Raw genomic sequence first — 18,946 nt, 5'->3', positions numbered from 1 at the left:
CCTACAGGGCTGATATGGCAGATTTAAGACTATCGATGATTAACTGCCAGATCTGTGGAATCATGGAGACATGATCAGCAACGTGGCCGTTATCGTCTTCGACGATGTCTCGCCGTTCGAGCTAGGCGTGGCCTGCGAAGCGTGGGGGAGGGACCGCTCCGATCACGGTATACCCGTCATGGACTTCGCGGTCTGCAGCCCGGGAGGACGGGCGGTCCGCACAATCTCCGGTTTTGGCCTGAATGTCAGCCACGGGCTCGATCGAGTGGCTGAGGCGGACCTCGTGATTCTTCCGGCAATGTATTGCAGCACTGCCATCCCGACTGAGGTGATCGAGGTGTTGCACGCAGCCTCTGAACGAGCTGCCAGGATCATGTCTATCTGCTCCGGGGCCTTTGTGTTGGGTGAGGCAGGACTGTTGGACGGGCGCCGCTGCACGACTCATTGGATGCACACATCGGAACTTGCAGAACAGTTCCCCGCGGCGGAAGTCGTCCCGGAAGTCCTCTACGTTGAAGATGGACCCATCCTCACCAGTGCTGGCACGGCAGCTGGTCTTGACGCAAGTCTTCATTTGTGGCGCCAGGAGTTTGGGTCCGCGGTGGCCAATACGGTCGCGCGGCGCATGGTGGTACCAACGCAGCGCCAAGGTGGTCAGGCGCAGTTCATCAAGGACCCCGTCCCCGAGTGCCAGTCCGACACCCTGGAGCCACTGATCTCCTGGATCGTAGGGAATCTCCACGAATCGCTGGATGTCGACACTCTGGCTCGGCGGGTGGCCATGTCACCACGAACCTTCGCCCGCCGCTTCCGCGACGAGACGGGTACGACGCCGCATGCATGGATCACTGCTCGGCGCGTACATCGGGCTGAGCAGCTCCTCGAGGAGACTGAGCTCTCCATTGAGCGCATCGCGGGTGAAGTCGGCTTCGGCAATGCTGCCACGCTGCGCCAGCACTTCAGTCGACTCCGAAGGATCAGTCCGCAGCAGTACCGACGCCGCTTTTCCGTCACCTCCTAGACTCTGGCACCCGAGCGATCCATAGTTGGCAGGAATTGAACGATAGATGTCATTCCTGCCACTCGTGCGAGTCCTTCGCGTGAATCATGCTTATCAGGGGGGAGCGGATCGGCCCGAAAAGCTGGTCTCGTCCGCACAGTAGGAGGCAGGTTGCCACCCCCGTTAGTGCCGAACTGGCTCGAAATCTGAGTCGGAACGGCTCAGAACGCGACAAGTTAGGAGCTCGCTATGAGCTGGGTATTGTTTTTGGTTGCCTCAGCAGCTGTCCTCGTGGGATATACCGCTATTGGGCTTTTGGCGACGCCGTCTGAGGAGCGTGTGCCGCTGCGCTCGCTGGGATGGGCAGGCTGGCTTCACACCCTGCAGAGAAGCCTAGTTTTCTTGGGTGAAAGCGCGCCCAGAGACGCCAGCGCCAGCACTCCGCGCTCCCGTGAATTGCGTGGGGTCAGGCTCGCGGCTTAGCGAACCGGAGGGAAATGACTCATCCCGGGACAGCTAATGGAGTGAACCGGACCAGGATGAGGCCTCAGTGACAAGTGAGCGAGACCCCTTAGAGTCTCGCTCACTTGTCACTCATCCGATCACAGGTGGAGGGTCTCGAGGTTGGCTTCCAGAGGGAGCCTCAGCGGCGTCGCCGTCGTTTCTTCCCCACCGCAGGTCCTGCCCGTTCGGTCTTTCCCGTTCTCCCTCGTCGATCTGACCACAAAGCCGCCCACTGGTCGGCCGTGAGGTCTTTCGGAAGAGCCTGGGAGCGGACTCCAGCCTTACCGGACCATTGGCCCACCTCTGACGCGCTCAGGCCAGTGGTGTTCCGCAGAACTCGTGCCATGCCTCGCCCGGGGCCGGTAAATACGGCATGAACAAACTGGGCGTATGGTTTCCGGTCAGCCCACGGAACTAAGGGAGTCGATCGCCGGCTTATGGTGAAAATCCCACCATCGACGCTCGGGGCAGGTGTGAACGCGCGCGCAGACACTCTGCCCGCCAGGGTGAACTCGTAATACGGCGCCCACTGTGCGGTCATCATGCTCGATCCGCCCACTCCAGCGCGTCGTCTGGCGACTTCCCATTGGGTGAGCAGAATTGACTGCTCCCAGTGCTGATCGTGAAGCAGTTTCCGCAATATGGCCGTGGTCAGGTGAAACGGCAGATTTCCAACGATGACGTGCGGCTCACGAGGCAATGGGTAGCTGAGAAAATCAGCCGTGACTACATTGTGCTGTCGGTGAAGCTCAGGCTCGAGCGTGCGCGCCAGTCCTGGGTGGATTTCGACTGCGGTGAGTGGACGCTCGAGCTTTTGCAAGGGCAGCGTGAGCGCACCACGTCCAGGTCCGATCTCTAGGAGTGGCCCCTGTGTTCGGCTGACGATGCCGATGATCTGCGCAATAGTGCGGGGATCGGTGAGGAAGTTTTGGCCGTGTTCGTGACGACCGTCGGTAAAGGTAGACAAGGAAATTCTCCCTGGAATCGAAATGGTTCCAGGCAGGCACAGCGAATCGCGTAGATGCAGATGGGTAGGGTCTGTCCTGTGCCGCCCAGCTTTACGGCTGGTGCGGCGGCGCGCAGGGAAGTCTAAGACACGTCAGAGATGGGTAAGTCAGCGCAGCGCAGCGTGATGCGTGCGCGGTGCCCGGGGGTCCTTAGATCAGATGCTCGACGCCGCGGCGTCCCTCCAAGGGCGCATCGCGGCCAACACTATCGATTCTCCGTTTGCCATGGAGAAATCATAACTGAGCGAACGTTAAATATTCAGCCTTCGGGCTGGGTGGGCTTAGCTTTCTCTGGGGGCACGTCGCTGTCTTGGGTGCCTGCAGTGTCGGTTTCCTCCGACTCGGCGGCGCGGTAGGGGATCCGGCCGCCAGCTATGACCATTTCCATCTGCCGGTGGGAAAGCCGATGGCGCAGTTCAATGGGTTTACCTCCGACCCGAGCCGTCACTGAGTTTCCTGACCTCAGGGCCTGGTGGAGGTCCGAGAAGGACAGCACGTCACCTTGGGTGATGTGCACGGCATCTTCCGGATCTGCGAACTCTAGGGGCAGCACTCCGAAGTTAGCCAGGTTCTGCCAGTGGATACGTGCGAAGGACTTTGCCAGAACAATGCGCAGCCCGAGGTGGCGAGGGGCGATTACGGCGTGCTCGCGTGAGGACCCTTGACCGTAATTGTCACCGCCGATGATGGCGTGTCCGCCGGGGTTCTCTGCTGCCCGGGTGGGGTAGGTGTCATCTATCTGGATAAAGACGAATTCAGCTATCTTCGGGATGTTGCTGCGGAAGGGCAGAACCCGTGAACCTGCGGGCATGATCTCGTCGGTGGAGACGTTGTCCCCGACCTTCAGCAGCACAGGAAGCTCGATTTCTTCAGGCAACGGATCAAACGTGGGAAGAGACTGAATGTTGGTGCCCTTCACCAATTCCACTGTGCGCGACTCGGCTTCTTCCAATGGCGGGCTCAGCATCTCCGTGTTGATGCTGTACTTCTCCGGAAGCTCTGGGGCGGGATAAGGCATGTCGAGATCGCGCGGGTCGGTGATGCGCCCAGTCAGAGCTGCTGCAGCCGCAGTCTCTGGCGAACACAGCCACACCGAGTCCTCATCCGTTCCGGAACGACCTGGGAAGTTCCGCGGCATGGTGCGCAAGCTGTTGCGACCAACCGCTGGGGCCTGCCCCATGCCGATGCAGCCCAGGCACCCGGACTGGTGGATGCGAGCTCCGGAGCGGATCAAGTCTAGGACCCAGCCTCCACGGGTGAGGTCTTGGAGGATCTCTCGCGAGGTGGGGTTGATGTCAAGGGAAACGCCGCTTGCGGTCTGCACACCACGCAGAATCTCGGCGACCACTGCGAAATCACGCAGACCCGGATTGGCTGAAGAACCCACGACCACTTGGTGAAGCTCTTCTCCCGCAACTTCGCGAACCGGCACCACGTTGCCGGGTGAGGAGGGTTTAGCAATGAGGGGTTCCAGGCTCGACAAGTCAATGCGCTCCTCGACATCATAGGTCGCGCCCTCGTCCGCGAGCAGCTCCGTGAAGTCCGCTGCACGCCCCACGGCCTTCAAGTAGTCGTGGGCGGCGTCGTCAGCTGGAAAGACCGTCGTGGTTGCCCCGAGCTCAGCTCCCATGTTTGCGATGACGTGGCGGTCCATGGCCGTGAGATGTGCAAGCCCTTCCCCGTGGTATTCGATGATTTTTCCGACCCCGCCTTTGACGTCGTGACGGCGCAACAGTTCAAGAATGACGTCCTTGGCCGATACCCAGTCCGGCAGCTTGCCCGTTAGTTCAACACCCCAGATCTGTGGCATCTCCACGTAGAGCGGGTCGCCGGCCATTGCCATGGCGATCTCCAGTCCACCGACTCCGATGGCCAGCATCCCTAGAGCGCCGGCGGCACAAGTATGCGAGTCGGAGCCGATCATTGTGGCACCGGGCCTGCCGAAGTGGGCCTGGTGCACGGGGTGAGAGACACCATTGCCAGCTTTCGAGAACCAGAGCCCATAGCGTTCCGCAGCCGACTGCAGGAACAGGTGGTCCTCGGAATTCTTCTCGTCCGTCTGCAGCAGATTGTGATCTACGTACTGGACTGACAGTTCTGTCTTAATACGCTCCAGGCCCAGAGACTCGAGTTCCAGCATCACCATCGTCCCGGTAGCGTCCTGGGTGAGGGTTTGGTCGATGCTCAGCCCGATTTCGTGACCGGGTTCCGGTGTTGCACTGACCAAGTGCGAGTGAATGAGTTTCTGGGCTACATTCAGCGGCATCACATACCTCCTGCTCGTCGGGCCCGCTGCCGGGTTCTAGGACGTGCGTATTAAGGGTACTTGTCCGAGTGCTGGCTGAGTAGGGGCAGGTTCTTCCTACGTACAACGTGGTGAGAATTGCGCTCTCTGTCGAGCACGGAAGCGCGCTCTCTACTGCTGCGACTCACTCACGATGGGGGTCCGACGGTACTGGCTTGGTCTGATGCCGTATTCACGGTGGAAGGCCGTACTCAGCGCGTAGGCGCTTGAGTAGCCGACCTCGCGTGCCACAGCCTCTACGGTGGTGTCTTTGCGTTCCAGCAGATCGGCAGCCAAGCACAACCGCCACCCCGTGAGATAGGACATCGGCGGTTCTTCCAGCAGGTCCGTAAATCGCCGTGCCAGTGTTGCGCGTGATACGTGGGACTGACGCGCCAGCAGTTCAATGGTCCATGGTTGGTGAGGTGCCTCATGAATGGCCGCGAGTGCCGGACCAACCACCGAATCAGAGCTAGCTTGGTACCACCCAGGGGCTTCCACTTGTGGGAGCGCGAACCAGTCCCGCAACGCCCCGACAAGGACGAGGTCCAACAACCGGTCCAGAACCGCCTGTTGGCCGGGTTCTTCGCGAAGGATCTCCGCTTCCATCAGTTGCAGGGCTGCAGTCCGCTGGGCAGCTTCTGGTATTACGAAGACCCTCGGCAGTGATCGTAGTAGACGGTCGGCTATACGGCCCGTGGTGGCGAAGGAGCCCGTCAGCATCACGTCGTCGGCACCGAGTTGCATTCCACAGGTGCGTGGACCCAGCGCGATGGCCTCTGGTGTCTTCCCGGCCTCGTCGTAACAGACTCCGGCCTCAGTTTGAATGTACATGGGTGGCGGGCTCGCCTCAGGGTCAGTCGTCACGCTGAAAGGCTCATGTCCCACGACGACGGCTATGTCTTGGGGTTTCAGGAGATGGGGTTCCGCCTCGGCGACGATCCATGCTTCACCGCGGAGCATGGTCACCAAGGACAGCGAAGCGCGTTCGGCGAAGATGGCAGACCAGGGTGGATTCGCCAGAGTGCGGCCCAGCAGCGCTCCGGATGAGCGGATGTGGTTGAGTACATCGGTGAGAGTATCCACTCCATGAGTTTAGACGATGAGACATCTGCACGAGACCTTCAGCTATTTCCCGTCTCATCGAACTCCGCTTGGATGCATATATGAACTCATTTCATGTACCAACACCAGGCCGTGCCCACTGGGTCTATACCCACCCTCGGGCCGATTCGCTGAACCGTCACTTGCTCCGGGCCGGAAGCACCGCGCTGTCCGAACAGTATGAGGTCACGGTCTCTGACCTTTACTCTGAAGGTTTTGACCCGGCGCTCAGTGATCGTGATCTGGGCAGTCTGGCCGGAGTGACGGGAAACTTGGCCGAACTGACGGGAGATTCCTACGCGCGCGGAGAAGTAGAACCTGAGGTCCAGCGTGAACAGGACAGACTCGCCGCCGCCGAGTTACTGGTGTTGCAGTTCCCGCTTTGGTGGTACGGGCCCCCGGCGATGCTGAAGGGTTGGATGGATCGTGTACTGCAGACCGGATTCGCCCAAGGTGAGGTCGACGGTGCCACCGGCCTGCCACGCCGATATGGCGACGGGAGGCTGATGGGCAGGAAAGCGCTCGTCATCGTCACCGCTGGAGATGATCCGCGCACTTTGGGGCCGCGCGGCGTCAGTGGCGACCTCGAGTCACTGCTGTTCCCCCTGACCCACGGAGCCCTCTGGTATGTAGGGATCGAAGCGCTGGACCTTCACGTGGTCTATGACTCAGACGGTCTTGATACTGAAGGTCGTGAGGCGGAGGCTGAGCGCCTGGTCCAGCGGCTGGCGGGGATCTCCCAGGAAAATGCCCGTCCCTACCGTCGGCTGATGGACGGAGACTATGACCCGAAGACCCGCGCCCTGCGGGAGAGCGTGCACCCCGCTCGAACCGACCTGGCTATCCATTACAGAGACTGAAGCACCGCGGCGTTGACTCCGACGCCGCTCCTCCAGGTTGGGGGAGCAGCGTCGGAGTGCAGCTTAGTTCAGCTCGGGCAGCTCGTATTTGTCAATGAGCGGTGCCAGAAGTTCTGCGGCTCGTTTGCCCGTGATCACGTCGGCGGCGTCGACCTCTTCGACGGTCTTCGAGGCGACGTCTTCATACACGTTCTCTCCGATCAGCAGCCCTTCGGAGGTGTAGTGCCACACGAATGCCAGTGTCCTGCGTACCAGGTACCAACTGTCAGGTTTGTACTGCGATTCTTCCTTGGGGGTGCTGCCGTCCAGGTCGGAGAAGACGTTGCCACTCAACATCTTTCCGGGAACGAACTGGCTGAACTCCGCCTCCCCTGCGAATCCGAAGTCTCCGACCGCCATCTTCTGTCGGCCGGTCCACATCACGAGCATGTCAATCTCTTCGAGAGTCTTGTAGAAGGTGCGGACGGCATCCATTCCGTCAAGAATGGTCGCCTCTCCTCCCTCAAAGATCCTGTAGTGCGGGTGAGCAGTGGTCATGTCGGGCTTCAGTAAGTCGTCATAGCGGCCCGAGACCTCAAGCATTCCGTGGCGTCGATAATTGATGAGAATCTTGCGATGAAGGGGGTTCTCGGTGCGTTCGATGAGATCCTCGATGTCCTCCATCTGGTGAACGAACTCTTCTTCATACGATGTCAGCACGAACTGCCTCTTTTCTGTGATGGGGCTCACACGTGGAGTGAGTGAAGCTCACGCTAGCAATGGCACTGATGCTTGTATATTGAGACTATTGGGGGCAAGTTTAGATTTATCTAAACGTTGAGAGAAGGTGAGTGTATGTCGGAGTTTTTGAATCTTGACCTGGTCCGGTCACTTCAGATTCTCGTGGAAGAGGGGAAGTTTCGTAGCGCTGCTGATCGCCTCAGAGTGACACCATCGGCTCTGACACAGCAGGTCAGACGACTGGAAGAACGCGTGGGTGTTGCCCTGGTTGACCGCACTTCAGTTCCGATTGGACTCACCAAGGAAGGAAGCCGCTTCATGGTCCACGCCTCCGCGGCATTGGACGAGGCTCTCTTTGCGGTCAATGCGAATCATCGGCGTACTGTGCGAGTCGGATTTATTCATGGCTTCACTGCGCTAGAGGAAAAGGGTCTGGCAGACGCTCTGGAACGTATCTCGCCGGAAACTGAGGTGAAACCTACGCAATTGGGCTGGGATCAACAGATTGAGGCTTTACTTCGTGGGCGAGTTGATGCCTCTCTCGCGCGCCCCCCGCATACGACTACTGAGAGCATCGACCGAATCGAAGTGCATCGTGAAGCTCGCTGGGTCGCGGTCACCTCCGCCTGCCATCTGGCATCCCAAGAGGTGGTCAGCGTCGGCGAGCTTGACGGCATCCCCGTTGTAGGTGGCTCACACGTCGGTGAATCATGGACTAAATGGTGGACAATCGACCCTCGCCCAAGTGGCGAGCCGGTGGTATACGGAGCCATGATCAACACTATTGAAGAAGGTTTGGCCGCTGTCGCCTCTCAAGGGAATGTGATGATCACGAGTGCCTCTGTAGCCCGGAAGTACCGGCACGATCGGGTCACCTTTGTGAGGCTGGGAGATGCCACAGAATGTGTCGTAGAGCTCTGCACCCTGGCGATGGACCGTCGCCCCCAAATTCGGGCTCTGCGTGAGGCGGCTCGCACTGTGAAGCCTAGGGGGTCACGATGTTGAACGCTGGATTGCCCGGTTCCAGTGCAGAGGTGAGGGACTCAAGGGCGGCCCCGTCTCCGGAGACCTCCACTGCCGGGCTGGTGAAGTCACCGCCCGTGATGGCGGCCAGGCGAGATTTGATAAGCGTTAGAATCACCGCGGCACCGCAGGGTTCACGCTGGCGGTAGATCAGCACGCCATGGCGTCGAAAACCTGCTCCGGACTTCAAGGGACATGACAGGCCTGAGCCCCGGCAGGCGGCGGGCCAGACTTCCGGACCGCCCAGCAAATATCAAGCTGCCGTCACTACTGTGATCAGCGAAACCGACGCCGAAAACGTGAGGGTTGCAGATGACTGGCCTCGAAGAGCGGCCGCCAGGGGAGGGCGAGGTTGAGGACTTCCCGTCTTCTGGTCCCACCGCCCGGGATGTCCACGACGGAATATGTCAACTGCTGACAGCTGTCCTAGGGGAGCTGCACCAGGCTAGCTCCATGAATCACACACCGGTGGTTCCCGCGGTACGTGAGCACCTCTCCAGAGCCATCGCGCTCAGTGAACAGGTGCTGGCCTTGCAGGCCCAGAAGTTCTACCTGAAGCAGCAGCACCGTGACCACACGACCCCCGAGCCGCTGACGGACCGGGAGAAGGAGGTGCTTGAACGGGCGGGCGCCGGCGCGACAAACCGTCAAATCGCCACTGATCTCACCGTGTCAGAGACCACGGTGCGCACACATCTGCGCCGGACTTTCAAGAAACTGAATGTTCAGGACCGCACGTCCGCTGTCACCACCGCGATCGCCTCGGGTTGGATCACTCCACCAACTAATGACAGCCTCAGCCCTTGACTGGTCATCTCTGCGACTCCAATGCAGCGAGGTCGCTTAACGTGCTTGGATCCTCATAGTCGTCATCGACCCTGAGGGCCGGCACCGCTCCTGGTCCGTCCTGTACACGAGCTGACGTGGCCTCCAGCCACTGGGTCAGCCGCTCATCCGCGTTTTCAGGATCAATCACGTCGACATGGCCGTAACCCTGCTCATCTAAGAGCTGCTCAATCTCCGCCCTGTCCTCGCTGCCGGCCAGCTCACTGACGGCCTCGAAGGCCAGGTATAGACCCAGTATGTCCTGCCCGCCGCTGCGGTGGTGGTGCAACAGTGTCAGTGCTGCGAACTCGGAGTAAGCCGAATCCTCAAAGATGCTGACCGGTTCGAGGTGTACCGCCCAATCCGGCGAGTCGATCAGGGCGCCAATGTCATCGATGCGTTCCTCGAAGAGCCTAGAGCAGTGAGGGCACTGCACATCGGTCACTACCGTGATTCGTTCCCCGGAGGTATCGCCCAGCGGGATGCCGGCCTCTTCGAGACCTTCCGGGGGTCCGATAGCTTCATAGTCGATATCCTCCACCGGAGGCGGGACATCGCGCATGGCTGGGACCACGACAATGATCAGACCCAGGCAGATGATTGCCAGAATTCCGCTGCTGATGAAAGGCCCGTAGACCAGCGGATCACGCCAGAGCTTTCCTGCGGCCATGAGACCACCTCCTTCGTCTCCAGACAATCGTTCCGCTCGTGGCGGCCAATCCTGCAGCTGCTACGATCGCTATTCGCTGCGGCTCCTGCACTGACCAGATGATGATCATCAGTAGGAGAGAGCAACTGCCCACTGTGGCGGTATGTCCCACTGTCGTCTGGGCGGCAGGGCCGAACAGCAGCCCGGCGAAGAGGACCGAGACAATGCCGAGCACTACACCGACCAGAGCGAGTCCGATGATGTTCCACGGGGCCGACCACACTATGGTCAGCAAGAAAAATGGAACGATGCCGCAGAGTACGGCGCGCTGAACCGCGATCCGCAGCATGGCTCCCAGCCATACGCCCAGTGGAATTCCGATGCGGCGGAACTCCTGTTGCGGGTAGAGAGAGCCGGGTACTCGAGCTGAGGGATAGCCCAGGAGATAGCCCACGCACAAGGCAGCGGCTGAAGTTGCTCCGAGATCCTGAAACTCAGCGATACGATGCGTGAGGTAGGCAGTGACGATGACGATCAGCGAAAAGACGACTCCGTCACCGATCCAGCCGGCGTTCTGCACCGAGATGCGCTGCAGCCAGCGGCTCCGGGACCAGCCCGACCGGCGCGACGCGGCCACGTCCGCCGCCGGAGGGATCTGTCGAATGTTGCCTGCCCGCCCGGCGCCGGAGAGCCCTGTCCGGGCAGAGACCCGGTGGAAGACGAGCGCGCCGAGGAACAAAGCCCCCATCACGCCTAGCACCAAGCAGAGCTCAAGAGGAGACGGTGGTTGGGTGCGAGTGACGAAATAGGCGCTGGGCATGTGCTCGAGGACTCCCACCGAGGTCTCGCCCCTCCAGAACGCCACCACGGCTGGAGCGGAGAAGATCGCCCAGGAGACGCAGAGGGATGACGCGGTCACTGTGTGGTGCGCAGCCTGAGGACCGGTGCCGTCGGCAGAGAGGAAGAGATTCAAGATCCCTGATCCAATGAGCCAGACGGTGATCACGAGGGCCACGGAGGAGACGAAAACTGTGGCTGTGCCTCGAGGCGCGCCGTTGGTGCCGATCAGATATGCCAGGACGGGAGCCGTCACTAGGGAGCCCAGCAGGATGAGGGGAGAGAGTGTGACGATTGCAGCGATGATCCTGCGTACTGGTCTCGGGATGGGGAGGCAGAGCAGTGAAAAGGAGAGCGCATCCGCGTGGGACCGGTACAGAGTTAGCTGAAAGATAACTGCTGAACTGGCTGCCATCGCGATGAGTCCGAAGATGAGGTATGTGCTGAAGAGATCCATGCCGGCTTCATGCAGGGCCTGGGCCGAGGTGAATGTCTGGATGGTCACGTAGAGAAGTACGGCAAGCAAAAGGGCAGACGCTATGGGTACTCCGATACGGGCCGGGACCGCCCCGCGGGTGATAGTTAACCAGGCCTTTTCGCCGTGCACGGCAGTTAGCCTGAGCACGACGCGTCTGTAGAAGCTGAATCTATTCATCATCGGAGATGAAGACGCTTGCCAGCTTCTCACGGAGATCCTCTTCTCTGATATCTGATGTTGGAAACTCCGCGCTGATTTTTCCAGACTTCAGAGCGATGATGCTGTCGGCGCACCGCGCCACAGAGTCCAGGTCGTGATTCGACATGAATACCTGGACACCTCGTTCGGTGGCCATTTGGGTGATGATGCTCTGAAAGGTATAGCTGCTGGAGAAGTCCATTCCCGTCTGGGGTTCATCGACGATGAACAGCCTCGGTTTATGCATCAGCCCGCTTGCCAGATGGACTTTTCTTTGGTTTCCAAAGGAGAGCCCCGAGATGCGCTTGCCCTGGATGTCCACTCCGAGCCTGTTCAGCATGTCGTAGGCGTCAGCGAGCTGATCCCCGATATCTGCGCCGAATGCGTCATGCCGTGCTGAAGCTAGGAAGTATAGGTAATCCTCAGTCTTCATCGTGGAGAAGACCTCGGGGAAAGCATCAGCGACGTAGCTGACATGCCGGAACGTTTCCAATTCCTGGTCCTCAATCGGCATGCCGTCGATGTGAACCTCGCCATCGGCACGGGACTCCCCCAAGAGTGCTTTGAGGAATGTCGTTTTGCCTGAACCGTTAGGTCCGATCAGTGCGGTGATCGGACCCGGGCACTCCAAGGTGATGGGCCCCAATTCGAAAGTTCCGGCACGCCCCTGGAGGCTATCCAGCCTGAGCATAGTCTTCCCGCTCCTGGTTGAAGGACTGAACGATGACCTGGCCATCGGCGGTGTGCGGAAGAGCCGTCATCAGTTGAGCAAGTGCCGGCACACCGGCCGCCAGCGTGACCACGATCCCTTCGCCTCCGGTGATCAATCCTAGGAGCGTTGCGATATAGCAGGCGAAAGCAGCTGTCACTGTAACTGCCAGAGCGGCGACAGCTCCGTTGAGCGGTCCTTTCAGCGTGATGTGGATGTCCTGTGCCGGCTTCGCTGAGACTCTGCGGATGCCCACCACGAACCGGTCGAAGTAGATGTGGCGCACGGCGACGCCGAGTCTGCGGCATGCCCTGTAGTGGGAGAGTTCATGGACCCCATTACTCACCACCATTGAGGCTACGAAGGCTGCCGAGGCGAGCCCAAGGAGAAAAAGCACTTGGCCGGAGAGTTCCCCGTACATGATGATCTCGAAGAGCACGATCACTAATGATATGAATCCACTGATCAGAACAGCAGAGGGGATGGAAATCGCAGCTACGAGGGCCAGAAGGGTACTGGCAGACGGCTCATAGAAGATCTTCCTGGGTAGTCCCCCCGAGGAAGGGCTCCCATAGAGCAGACGGAGCCCCGCTGTGGGGAGCTGCCTCAGCGCGGCTCCCCACAGCAACTTCCAGCTACTAGTCGCCGTATAGCTCAGCACTCCGCCCTGCTGTGCATCGGCGACGAAGGCGGAGACATCACGATGTGCCGTCTCCCGCGGTATCTGATAGGTACTGCAGAGGGCGTCAGTCAACTCACCGATGCTCGTGGAATCGCGCCGTTGAACAATGTCGAGCAGCAGCCCAGCGGAGCTGTTCTGCGGGCGTGGGGCATGTCCATCTGCTGACTTCATCGGCGCCGAGCGCACCCGTTCATCGGCAGCATATCCCTGCCGACGCGTCAACGAGGATCACACCCGTCGTAGGAGGTGTGAAAGTCTCTGACATCGGCGAAGAAGTCGGCAATCCCGTCAGAGTTGCAGTTGCTCCATATCAGCCATCCGTAGATCACCGCCGTGAGCAGGAGACTCACGGCCACCACGATCACGCCGATGACGAGTGTTCGGGATTTTTTCTTCTTCGCCTGCTCAGTATGGTCCACTGAAATGCCCTCGCCCTCGACTATGCGCAGCCTTGAGTGGTGAAGATCCAGTCGCGCACAGTCTCATAGGTGCGGACCAGGCTTGTGCAGTGCCCGGGGCACTGATTGCAGACGAAAACGACGAATGCCGCACTCACTGGTAGCAGTGCTGCCACTGCTGCTGCCCACGGAACTTCGTTGTCAGTGATGGACTCATCAACAGTGAGAGTTGGTGCCTCGTATGTCAGAGTAGTCATTACTTCCTCCTAGCGTTTCGTGTTCCCAATCGCGTTAATACTCTGTTGGCAGAATTGCCTCCGCCAGTTCCTATACTTTTGTGATCTGCGCAACCTTGTCAAGAATGTTAATAGAGGATCGTCGAACTGAACGACCCCGCGTCCGCCGATTGGACGACCTCGCGGGATCCGGCGCTGGCGCTCGCAATACAAGGCTCGCCGATATATCGTTAAGTCAGTCCGAGCTCATAGTGGGCACGGCCATTAGGAGGTTGTCATGACTGATTCAGCAAGAAGTGACCCACGCGGCAGGAGCATCTTCGGAGACTGCCGGCCACCTGGGGGAGGGCCTTCTGGGGAGATCTGGGACGCATTGGACCAGCTACGCGGCGCCTTCAAGAATAAATCGGCTCCCCGAGCTAGCCGCGGGGATGTGCGTGTAGCAGTTCTTTCCCTGCTGACCGAACGTTCGATGCACGGATACCAGATCATCCACGAGATCGAACAGCGCAGTGGCGGAGCGTGGAAGCCCAGCCCGGGCTCGGTGTATCCCACTCTTCAGCTGTTGGCCGACGAAGGACTCATTCACGCTGAGGCAGAGGGTGGGCGCAAGACCTATTCGCTCACTGAAGAAGGTCGTGAAGCTGCTGCTGCAGCAGATCAGTGGCCGGTGCAGTGGCAGGGTTCCGATCACCGCGGTCATTCGGTACGAACCCTGTCCAAGGCGGGAATGGAGCTGGCTCAGGCTGCCGCACAGGTCGGGCGTTCCGGGACACCCGAACAGATCCGACAGGCGGAGCAGGAAATAGACCAGGTGCGGCGGAAGCTGTACTCCATCCTTGCTCAGGATTGAGCCGCGTGCCCTCAGCAGCTGACTATCGGGGTCGCGGCCTCCAAGGCGTCGAGTGAGAGCTTCGGCAAAGTCGCTACGTAACCGGTACCGTCGGATATTGCGATTCGCTGCGCTGCACCTGGTCCAGGTGTGGTGGTTCGAATTGTTTCTGCCGCGAATCGGCCTGGCACGGCTCTCCACCCCTGGGCGGTCGCGACGAATGCAGCGCCTAGCCCAGCGCTTTCACGCCCTCGCCATTGATCTCGGTGGGCTGATGATCAAGGTAGGTCAGTACCTCTCCTCCCGACTAGACGTCCTACCTCCTGAGATCACCAAAGAGTTGGAAGGGTTGCAGGATGAGGTCAGTCCGGTGGCCTTTGCCGCCATCAAGGAGGTCGCCGAGAATGAACTCGGGGCCCCTCTGGAGTACATATATTCCTCCGTTGACCCGGCCCCGGTTGCGGCTGCCTCACTGGGACAGGCCCACCGAGCGGCACCTATGGCCGACGACGCCGAAATAGCAGGTTTCGACGCCGCGGTCGTCAAGATACAACGCCCTGGGATTGATGAGATTGTTGACGTTGACTTGGCCGCGCTCAGACGCGTCGGCAGGTGGTTGTCTCGTATCCGCTTGGTCAGCAGCAGGGTGGATGCCCCCGCACTCGTTGAGGAATTCGCAGCAACCAGTAGGGAAGAAATCGACTACCTCCATGAGGCCTCCAATGCTGAACGGTTCTCCGCGAACTTCGCCGACGATCCTCGTGTCTCGACGCCGGATGTGATGTGGGAACGCACTACGCGACGGGTCCTGACACTGCAGGACGTAACTGCGATCAAGATCAACGATGTGGAGAAGCTCAAGTCTGCGGGAATCGACCCGTCAGAGGTCGCAATACAATTTGCGAACGTCATGTTCGATCAACTGTTCGTCCACGGGTTCTTCCACGCAGACCCACATCCTGGAAACATCTTCGTCACGCCAGCCGCCCCAAACGAGGAGATTCCCACAGCGGCAGGACAGGGCCCGCCGTGGAACTTAACCTTCATCGATTTCGGCATGATGGGAGAAATCCCGGACACGCTGCGCAATGGCCTGCGGCGGGTGTTCATCGCCGCCGCCTCGCGTGATGGCAAGAGCCTCGTTGAGGGCATCCAGGACGTGGGTGTGCTGCTCCCATCGGCCGACACCGCCGAGCTCGAACGAGCAATGACACAGCTTTTCGCACGATTCGGTGGCATGGGCTTCGCAGAGCTGAAGGAAGTCGACCCGCGAGAATTTCGAGACTTCGCCAACGAATTCGGCGAACTGGTGCGCTCGCTGCCATTCCAGCTGCCAGAGAACTTTCTGCTGATGCTGCGTACAGTCTCGCTAATCTCCGGAGTCTGCAGCACTCTGGATTCTCGATTCAACATCTGGGACGCGATCGAGCCCTATGCCCAGCAGCTGATCCGCGACCAAACTGGACCGGCGGTTCAGGACGCTGCCCAAAGAGTCGCGAGCACTGTGGCAACGGCGTACCGGCTACCGGGCCGGCTCACCGAAGTAGCTGACCGTATTGAAGCTGGGCGCATAGCAGTGCGCACTCCGGATCTCGAACGGCGGATCGCAGCCGTAGAACGCACCGGGCGCCGGCTCATCTCAGCGGTGCTGTTCACCGGAGTGGTGATCACCGGAGCACTGCTGGCCACCGACCACGGTGCCATCGGCTACGCCGTTATGGTCGTCTCCCTCGTCCCACTACTGCACGCAGTGATCCCCTCACGCAGAAATAGGACCTAAATTGCTTTCCTCTGCTGAGGTACCTGTTGGGAAGATAGGGAGGGGCCAAATTCACAGTTCTTTTCACTGAAGTGGCAGGCTACTCTGAAGTCCAGTTCCGCGGTCTCATAGCAGGAATTGGTGTTGGACTGTCGGGTGCTGACGCAGTGTGTTCAAGGCAACGTCGTTGTGTCTTAGAACGCTTCGAGTCGGTCGGTTCTTTCTTTATCGCTTGGGCGTCCATGTATTGCTTCTTGCGCCACAAGCGGGGCATCTGTGGCCGCAGCTGAAACTTGACCCAGCCGGAAGTTGCGGCGCCCATCTCTGATGGCGCGTCTCGCTGAATCTTTCTTATGGTCGATCCCGAAGTCATTGATGAGCATTTCCAACACATCTTCCAGGGTAGGACGGAATCGGTGGCCTCCCACGGGCAGGTGAACCTTGCTCCCTGTCAACTCAACATGACTTCCGTCCCGCGACTCATAGCGTTTAGGGAGAATGTCGGTGAGGTGACTGTTCATACCGCTGAAATTAATGTGAGCCGCTGGCGTGCTTTTGGGGCTCCTGTTGTAGTCAAAACCGACGAGGGGTACGCCCCCTGTGACTCTTCGGACATCGATGCGAGAGTCTTGTATTGCTAGGTGTTTCGTGTCAGAACTCCACATGCAGCCAAACCTCAGATTCATGAGGAGCGTAGTCTTACCATCTTGTGCGAGCGGAAGGGGCTCGTCCAAGCGCACGACGAAACCGCCCCCGGCCTTGAAGGGCCTGGGGGCGATCCCTGGGTTTCCATGTACTACCAAGTCAATTGTGTTGTCTATTCGTTGGGCGAACTTTTCCGCTTCTACGCGTAGCGCTCTACCGTCACTCATTACCGTGTTCGATGAGCCAGTTGATGTCCGAAACCTTGTAGAAGATGTTCCAGTCAGTGTCTGACATTGGAATCCACTCTTCACCACGCCGTAAGAGTTCAGTTTCTGATAGCTCCGTGCCACGGAGGAGGTCTGTCTTCTCCCGGCGCAGTTCATCGTTGCTGCTCACAACAGTTTGTACCATTTCGGCTCCTCTCCAACAGAGAAATCACCTGTGCGGGCTTTTTATCTCTCTTTGGTACACAAGGTAGCACTGAATCCTTATCGTTCGGTAGGTGTTGGCGCTGTCAAGAACGAGTCCAAATTCAGCTCCATGCTTTGTGGCAGCGGGGCCATCTACGGCCCTTGTCGACTGCCACGTTCATGTGGTGAAGAGGTTCGATGCCTCTGCAGAGAGGCTTACTGCAGAACCATGTACTTGAAGCGGCTTGAGAACGGAGGGGTTTGCGGTTGGTTCCACAAGTAGAACATGGGAGCCAGGGCAGCAATGTTCAGCCTCTTCCTCAGATTGGTGACGCGCTGTCTGGGTCCTGCTCCGGCAGCGCACCGCCATACCAGTGCGCGATCAGAGCATGCGAAATGGAAGATCTCGGCGGCAGCGCGATGGCACCGCTGGTGACGTCGTCGCGGAGTTTGTCACGCGTGAACCAGCGGACTTCGCGGATCTCCTCCTGGTCAGCGGTGGCGCAGGCGTCGTTGGTATGAGCCAAGAATCCCAGCATGAGCGAACGGGGGAATGGCCACGCCTGAGAGCTGATGTACTCCACGTGTTCGACGACGACGCCGGCTTCTTCCTTTACCTCGCGGACTATGGCACTTTCCAGTGACTCCCCAGCCTCCACGAACCCGGCGAATGTTGAGTAGCGGCGAGCATCCCACCGCACTGCCGACCCCAGCAGGAGGCAGTCATCGGCGCCGATGACAGCGGTGATCACGGCCGGATCTGTCCGTGGGAAGTGCACCTCATCGCATCGAGTGCACACTCGCGCCCAGCCTGAACTGCGTACTTCAGTGACACCGCCGCAGGCCGGACAAAACGCTGAGGACGCGTGCCATCCGGTCAGGGCAGTGGCGTGCGTCAGCAGCTCTGCTTCGACGGCGGGCAGGAGGTGGCCGATGCTGCGCAGGCTCTCCCAGGTGGTCGTCTGGGCCTGAAAGACACGACCATTGCCTGCCGAAGAATTGCTTATCGGCACAGCTACGACGTGACCGGGCACAGCGCCTTCGGGGAAACTTCCTCCGTCCTCGATGCTGACTTCACCTATGTAGAGGGCGGTATCTGGCAACTCCCCTTGCGGTGCTGTCAGTAGCAGTCGGGGTTCCGTGTTGGAAAGTGCCGCGGTCGCAGGGTCGCTGGCTCCGTTGATGGGAGCTTTGCCCTGATCAATGCGAAGAACACGAGTGCTTGGGTGCTCCCATATGCGACTCAGCCAGTCACCTTTTTGGCGCTGTTCGTCGTGCCGGTCGAGCCGGGGAGCGGAGAGCGCGCGGGCGCGGAGGCGAGAATCAGGCGACACTGCCACACAGTATCGTGTCTAGCTCGGAGAAACCGAGACGCTGAGTTCCACCGTGTACCTCCGGGGAGGCCTCCCGACTCAGGCTTTCTGAACTGTGATGCTCCATTCGGCGGCACCGCGCTTGATGAACTCTGTGACCGGGTAGCCGTTCTCGGCCGCCCACTGCGGGATGGAGTCGGTGGCCTGGGTGCAGTCGAAGTTGATGATCAGTTCGTCGCCCAGGTCGATCTGGTTGATGGCCTGTTTGGCTTCCACCAGCGGGAACGGGCAGACCTGGCCATCGGTTTCGAGCAGATGCTTTGCCATTGCATGACTCCTTTTCTTCAGACGTACTTTGTGGAAGTCGGATCGCTCAACCGGGAGGCTCAGCTGACCGTGCTCAGAACCGGCTTAGGCCCGGCGCCGGCACGCTTGTGGTTGATGATGAAGATCCTTGCCGCCGCGCCGGTGCC

22 protein-coding genes are annotated in these 18,946 nt (G+C 59.6%); 7 read left to right on the top strand and 15 right to left on the bottom strand.

Annotated elements, in window-relative coordinates:
- The first annotated feature begins 70 nt into the window (after positions 1-70).
- Both FH975_RS12000 and FH975_RS11995 read left to right on the top strand, forming a co-directional pair.
- Complete coding sequence (locus FH975_RS12000; RefSeq protein ID WP_162321540.1) at positions 71-1,021, top strand: GlxA family transcriptional regulator; 951 nt, start codon at positions 71-73, stop codon at positions 1,019-1,021.
- A 228-nt stretch (positions 1,022-1,249) separates the two neighbouring features.
- Positions 1,250-1,483, top strand: a complete 234-nt coding sequence (locus FH975_RS11995; RefSeq protein WP_162321519.1) for a hypothetical protein — start codon at positions 1,250-1,252, stop codon at positions 1,481-1,483.
- A gap of 160 nt (positions 1,484-1,643) precedes the next feature.
- On the opposite strand, the gene erm is transcribed toward FH975_RS11995, so the two are convergent.
- The 3 genes from erm to FH975_RS16970 form a co-directional block, all read right to left on the bottom strand.
- Complete coding sequence (gene erm, locus FH975_RS11990; protein ID WP_162321539.1) at positions 1,644-2,471, bottom strand: 23S ribosomal RNA methyltransferase Erm; 828 nt, start codon at positions 2,469-2,471, stop codon at positions 1,644-1,646.
- A gap of 299 nt (positions 2,472-2,770) precedes the next feature.
- Complete coding sequence (locus FH975_RS11985) at positions 2,771-4,777, bottom strand: aconitate hydratase (RefSeq protein ID WP_162321538.1); 2,007 nt, start codon at positions 4,775-4,777, stop codon at positions 2,771-2,773.
- A 150-nt stretch (positions 4,778-4,927) separates the two neighbouring features.
- Positions 4,928-5,881, bottom strand: a complete 954-nt coding sequence (locus FH975_RS16970) for an AraC family transcriptional regulator (protein ID WP_162321537.1) — start codon at positions 5,879-5,881, stop codon at positions 4,928-4,930.
- A gap of 80 nt (positions 5,882-5,961) precedes the next feature.
- On the opposite strand from FH975_RS16970, the gene FH975_RS11975 reads away from it, so the two are divergent.
- The gene (locus FH975_RS11975; protein ID WP_162321536.1) at positions 5,962-6,759 is read left to right on the top strand and encodes an NAD(P)H-dependent oxidoreductase; all 798 of its coding nucleotides are present in this window, start codon (positions 5,962-5,964) and stop codon (positions 6,757-6,759) included.
- A 63-nt stretch (positions 6,760-6,822) separates the two neighbouring features.
- Here FH975_RS11975 and FH975_RS11970 read toward each other — a convergent pair whose 3' ends face one another.
- Positions 6,823-7,488 carry a hypothetical protein gene (locus tag FH975_RS11970; protein WP_162321535.1) on the bottom strand — a complete coding sequence of 222 codons (666 nt, stop codon included), beginning with the start codon at positions 7,486-7,488 and terminating at the stop codon, positions 6,823-6,825.
- 105 nt (positions 7,489-7,593) lie between these two features.
- Between FH975_RS11970 and FH975_RS11965 the strand changes: the two genes are divergently transcribed.
- Positions 7,594-8,484 (top strand): LysR family transcriptional regulator, encoded by an 891-nt coding sequence (locus FH975_RS11965; protein ID WP_162321534.1) that lies wholly within the window; start codon positions 7,594-7,596, stop codon positions 8,482-8,484.
- Here FH975_RS11965 and FH975_RS11960 read toward each other — a convergent pair.
- On the bottom strand, positions 8,465-8,692 hold the full coding sequence (locus tag FH975_RS11960; protein ID WP_202923227.1) for an alkyl sulfatase C-terminal domain-containing protein: 228 nt from the start codon (positions 8,690-8,692) through the stop codon (positions 8,465-8,467). The two genes, FH975_RS11965 and FH975_RS11960, sit on opposite strands and share 20 nt — an antisense overlap.
- Positions 8,693-8,814: 122 nt before the next feature.
- Here FH975_RS11960 and FH975_RS11955 point away from each other — a divergent pair, with 122 nt between their 5' ends.
- Positions 8,815-9,309, top strand: coding sequence for a LuxR C-terminal-related transcriptional regulator (locus tag FH975_RS11955; RefSeq protein ID WP_162321532.1), 495 nt, complete (start codon positions 8,815-8,817; stop codon positions 9,307-9,309).
- Positions 9,310-9,313: 4 nt separating this feature from the next.
- Here the strand turns inward: FH975_RS11955 and FH975_RS11950 are convergent, their stop codons facing one another.
- From FH975_RS11950 to FH975_RS11925, 6 genes are read right to left on the bottom strand one after another with little or no spacing between them, the layout of a single operon-like run.
- Positions 9,314-9,997 carry a thioredoxin domain-containing protein gene (locus FH975_RS11950; protein WP_162321531.1) on the bottom strand — a complete coding sequence of 228 codons (684 nt, stop codon included), beginning with the start codon at positions 9,995-9,997 and terminating at the stop codon, positions 9,314-9,316.
- A complete protein-coding gene (locus FH975_RS11945; protein ID WP_162321530.1) occupies positions 9,972-11,438 on the bottom strand; it encodes a hypothetical protein in 1,467 nt (488 codons plus the stop codon). The genes FH975_RS11950 and FH975_RS11945 overlap by 26 nt, the downstream gene beginning before the upstream one ends.
- A gap of 22 nt (positions 11,439-11,460) precedes the next feature.
- Positions 11,461-12,180: an ATP-binding cassette domain-containing protein gene (locus tag FH975_RS11940; RefSeq protein WP_162321529.1), complete on the bottom strand. Its 720-nt coding sequence runs from the start codon at positions 12,178-12,180 to the stop codon at positions 11,461-11,463.
- Positions 12,164-13,051, bottom strand: a complete 888-nt coding sequence (locus FH975_RS11935; protein ID WP_162321528.1) for a PqqD family peptide modification chaperone — start codon at positions 13,049-13,051, stop codon at positions 12,164-12,166. Before FH975_RS11935 ends, FH975_RS11940 begins: the two co-directional genes overlap by 17 nt.
- A gap of 47 nt (positions 13,052-13,098) precedes the next feature.
- Positions 13,099-13,299, bottom strand: coding sequence for a hypothetical protein (locus FH975_RS11930; protein WP_162321527.1), 201 nt, complete (start codon positions 13,297-13,299; stop codon positions 13,099-13,101).
- 20 nt (positions 13,300-13,319) lie between these two features.
- Complete coding sequence (locus FH975_RS11925) at positions 13,320-13,535, bottom strand: hypothetical protein (RefSeq protein WP_162321526.1); 216 nt, start codon at positions 13,533-13,535, stop codon at positions 13,320-13,322.
- 256 nt (positions 13,536-13,791) lie between these two features.
- Between FH975_RS11925 and FH975_RS11920 the strand changes: the two genes are divergently transcribed.
- The gene (locus FH975_RS11920; protein ID WP_162321525.1) at positions 13,792-14,367 is read left to right on the top strand and encodes a PadR family transcriptional regulator; all 576 of its coding nucleotides are present in this window, start codon (positions 13,792-13,794) and stop codon (positions 14,365-14,367) included.
- A 97-nt stretch (positions 14,368-14,464) separates the two neighbouring features.
- Positions 14,465-16,126, top strand: a complete 1,662-nt coding sequence (locus FH975_RS11915) for an ABC1 kinase family protein (RefSeq protein ID WP_202923226.1) — start codon at positions 14,465-14,467, stop codon at positions 16,124-16,126.
- A gap of 173 nt (positions 16,127-16,299) precedes the next feature.
- On the opposite strand, the gene FH975_RS11910 is transcribed toward FH975_RS11915, so the two are convergent.
- The 4 genes from FH975_RS11910 to FH975_RS11895 all read right to left on the bottom strand — a co-directional run bounded on the left by FH975_RS11910 (position 16,300) and on the right by FH975_RS11895 (position 18,800).
- The gene (locus FH975_RS11910) at positions 16,300-16,626 is read right to left on the bottom strand and encodes a hypothetical protein (RefSeq protein ID WP_162321523.1); all 327 of its coding nucleotides are present in this window, start codon (positions 16,624-16,626) and stop codon (positions 16,300-16,302) included.
- Positions 16,627-16,969: 343 nt separating this feature from the next.
- A complete protein-coding gene (locus FH975_RS11905) occupies positions 16,970-17,161 on the bottom strand; it encodes a hypothetical protein (RefSeq protein WP_162321522.1) in 192 nt (63 codons plus the stop codon).
- A 319-nt stretch (positions 17,162-17,480) separates the two neighbouring features.
- Positions 17,481-18,494: an NAD(+) diphosphatase gene (gene nudC / locus FH975_RS11900; RefSeq protein WP_328821876.1), complete on the bottom strand. Its 1,014-nt coding sequence runs from the start codon at positions 18,492-18,494 to the stop codon at positions 17,481-17,483.
- A 78-nt stretch (positions 18,495-18,572) separates the two neighbouring features.
- Entirely contained in the window at positions 18,573-18,800 is a 228-nt protein-coding gene (locus FH975_RS11895) for a sulfurtransferase TusA family protein (protein WP_162321520.1), read from the bottom strand.
- Positions 18,801-18,946: the final 146 nt, after the last annotated feature.

Source organism: Nesterenkonia haasae, assembly GCF_010119385.1.
GTDB lineage: Bacteria > Actinomycetota > Actinomycetes > Actinomycetales > Micrococcaceae > Nesterenkonia > Nesterenkonia haasae.
This window is presented reverse-complemented; position numbering and strand designations above follow the sequence as displayed.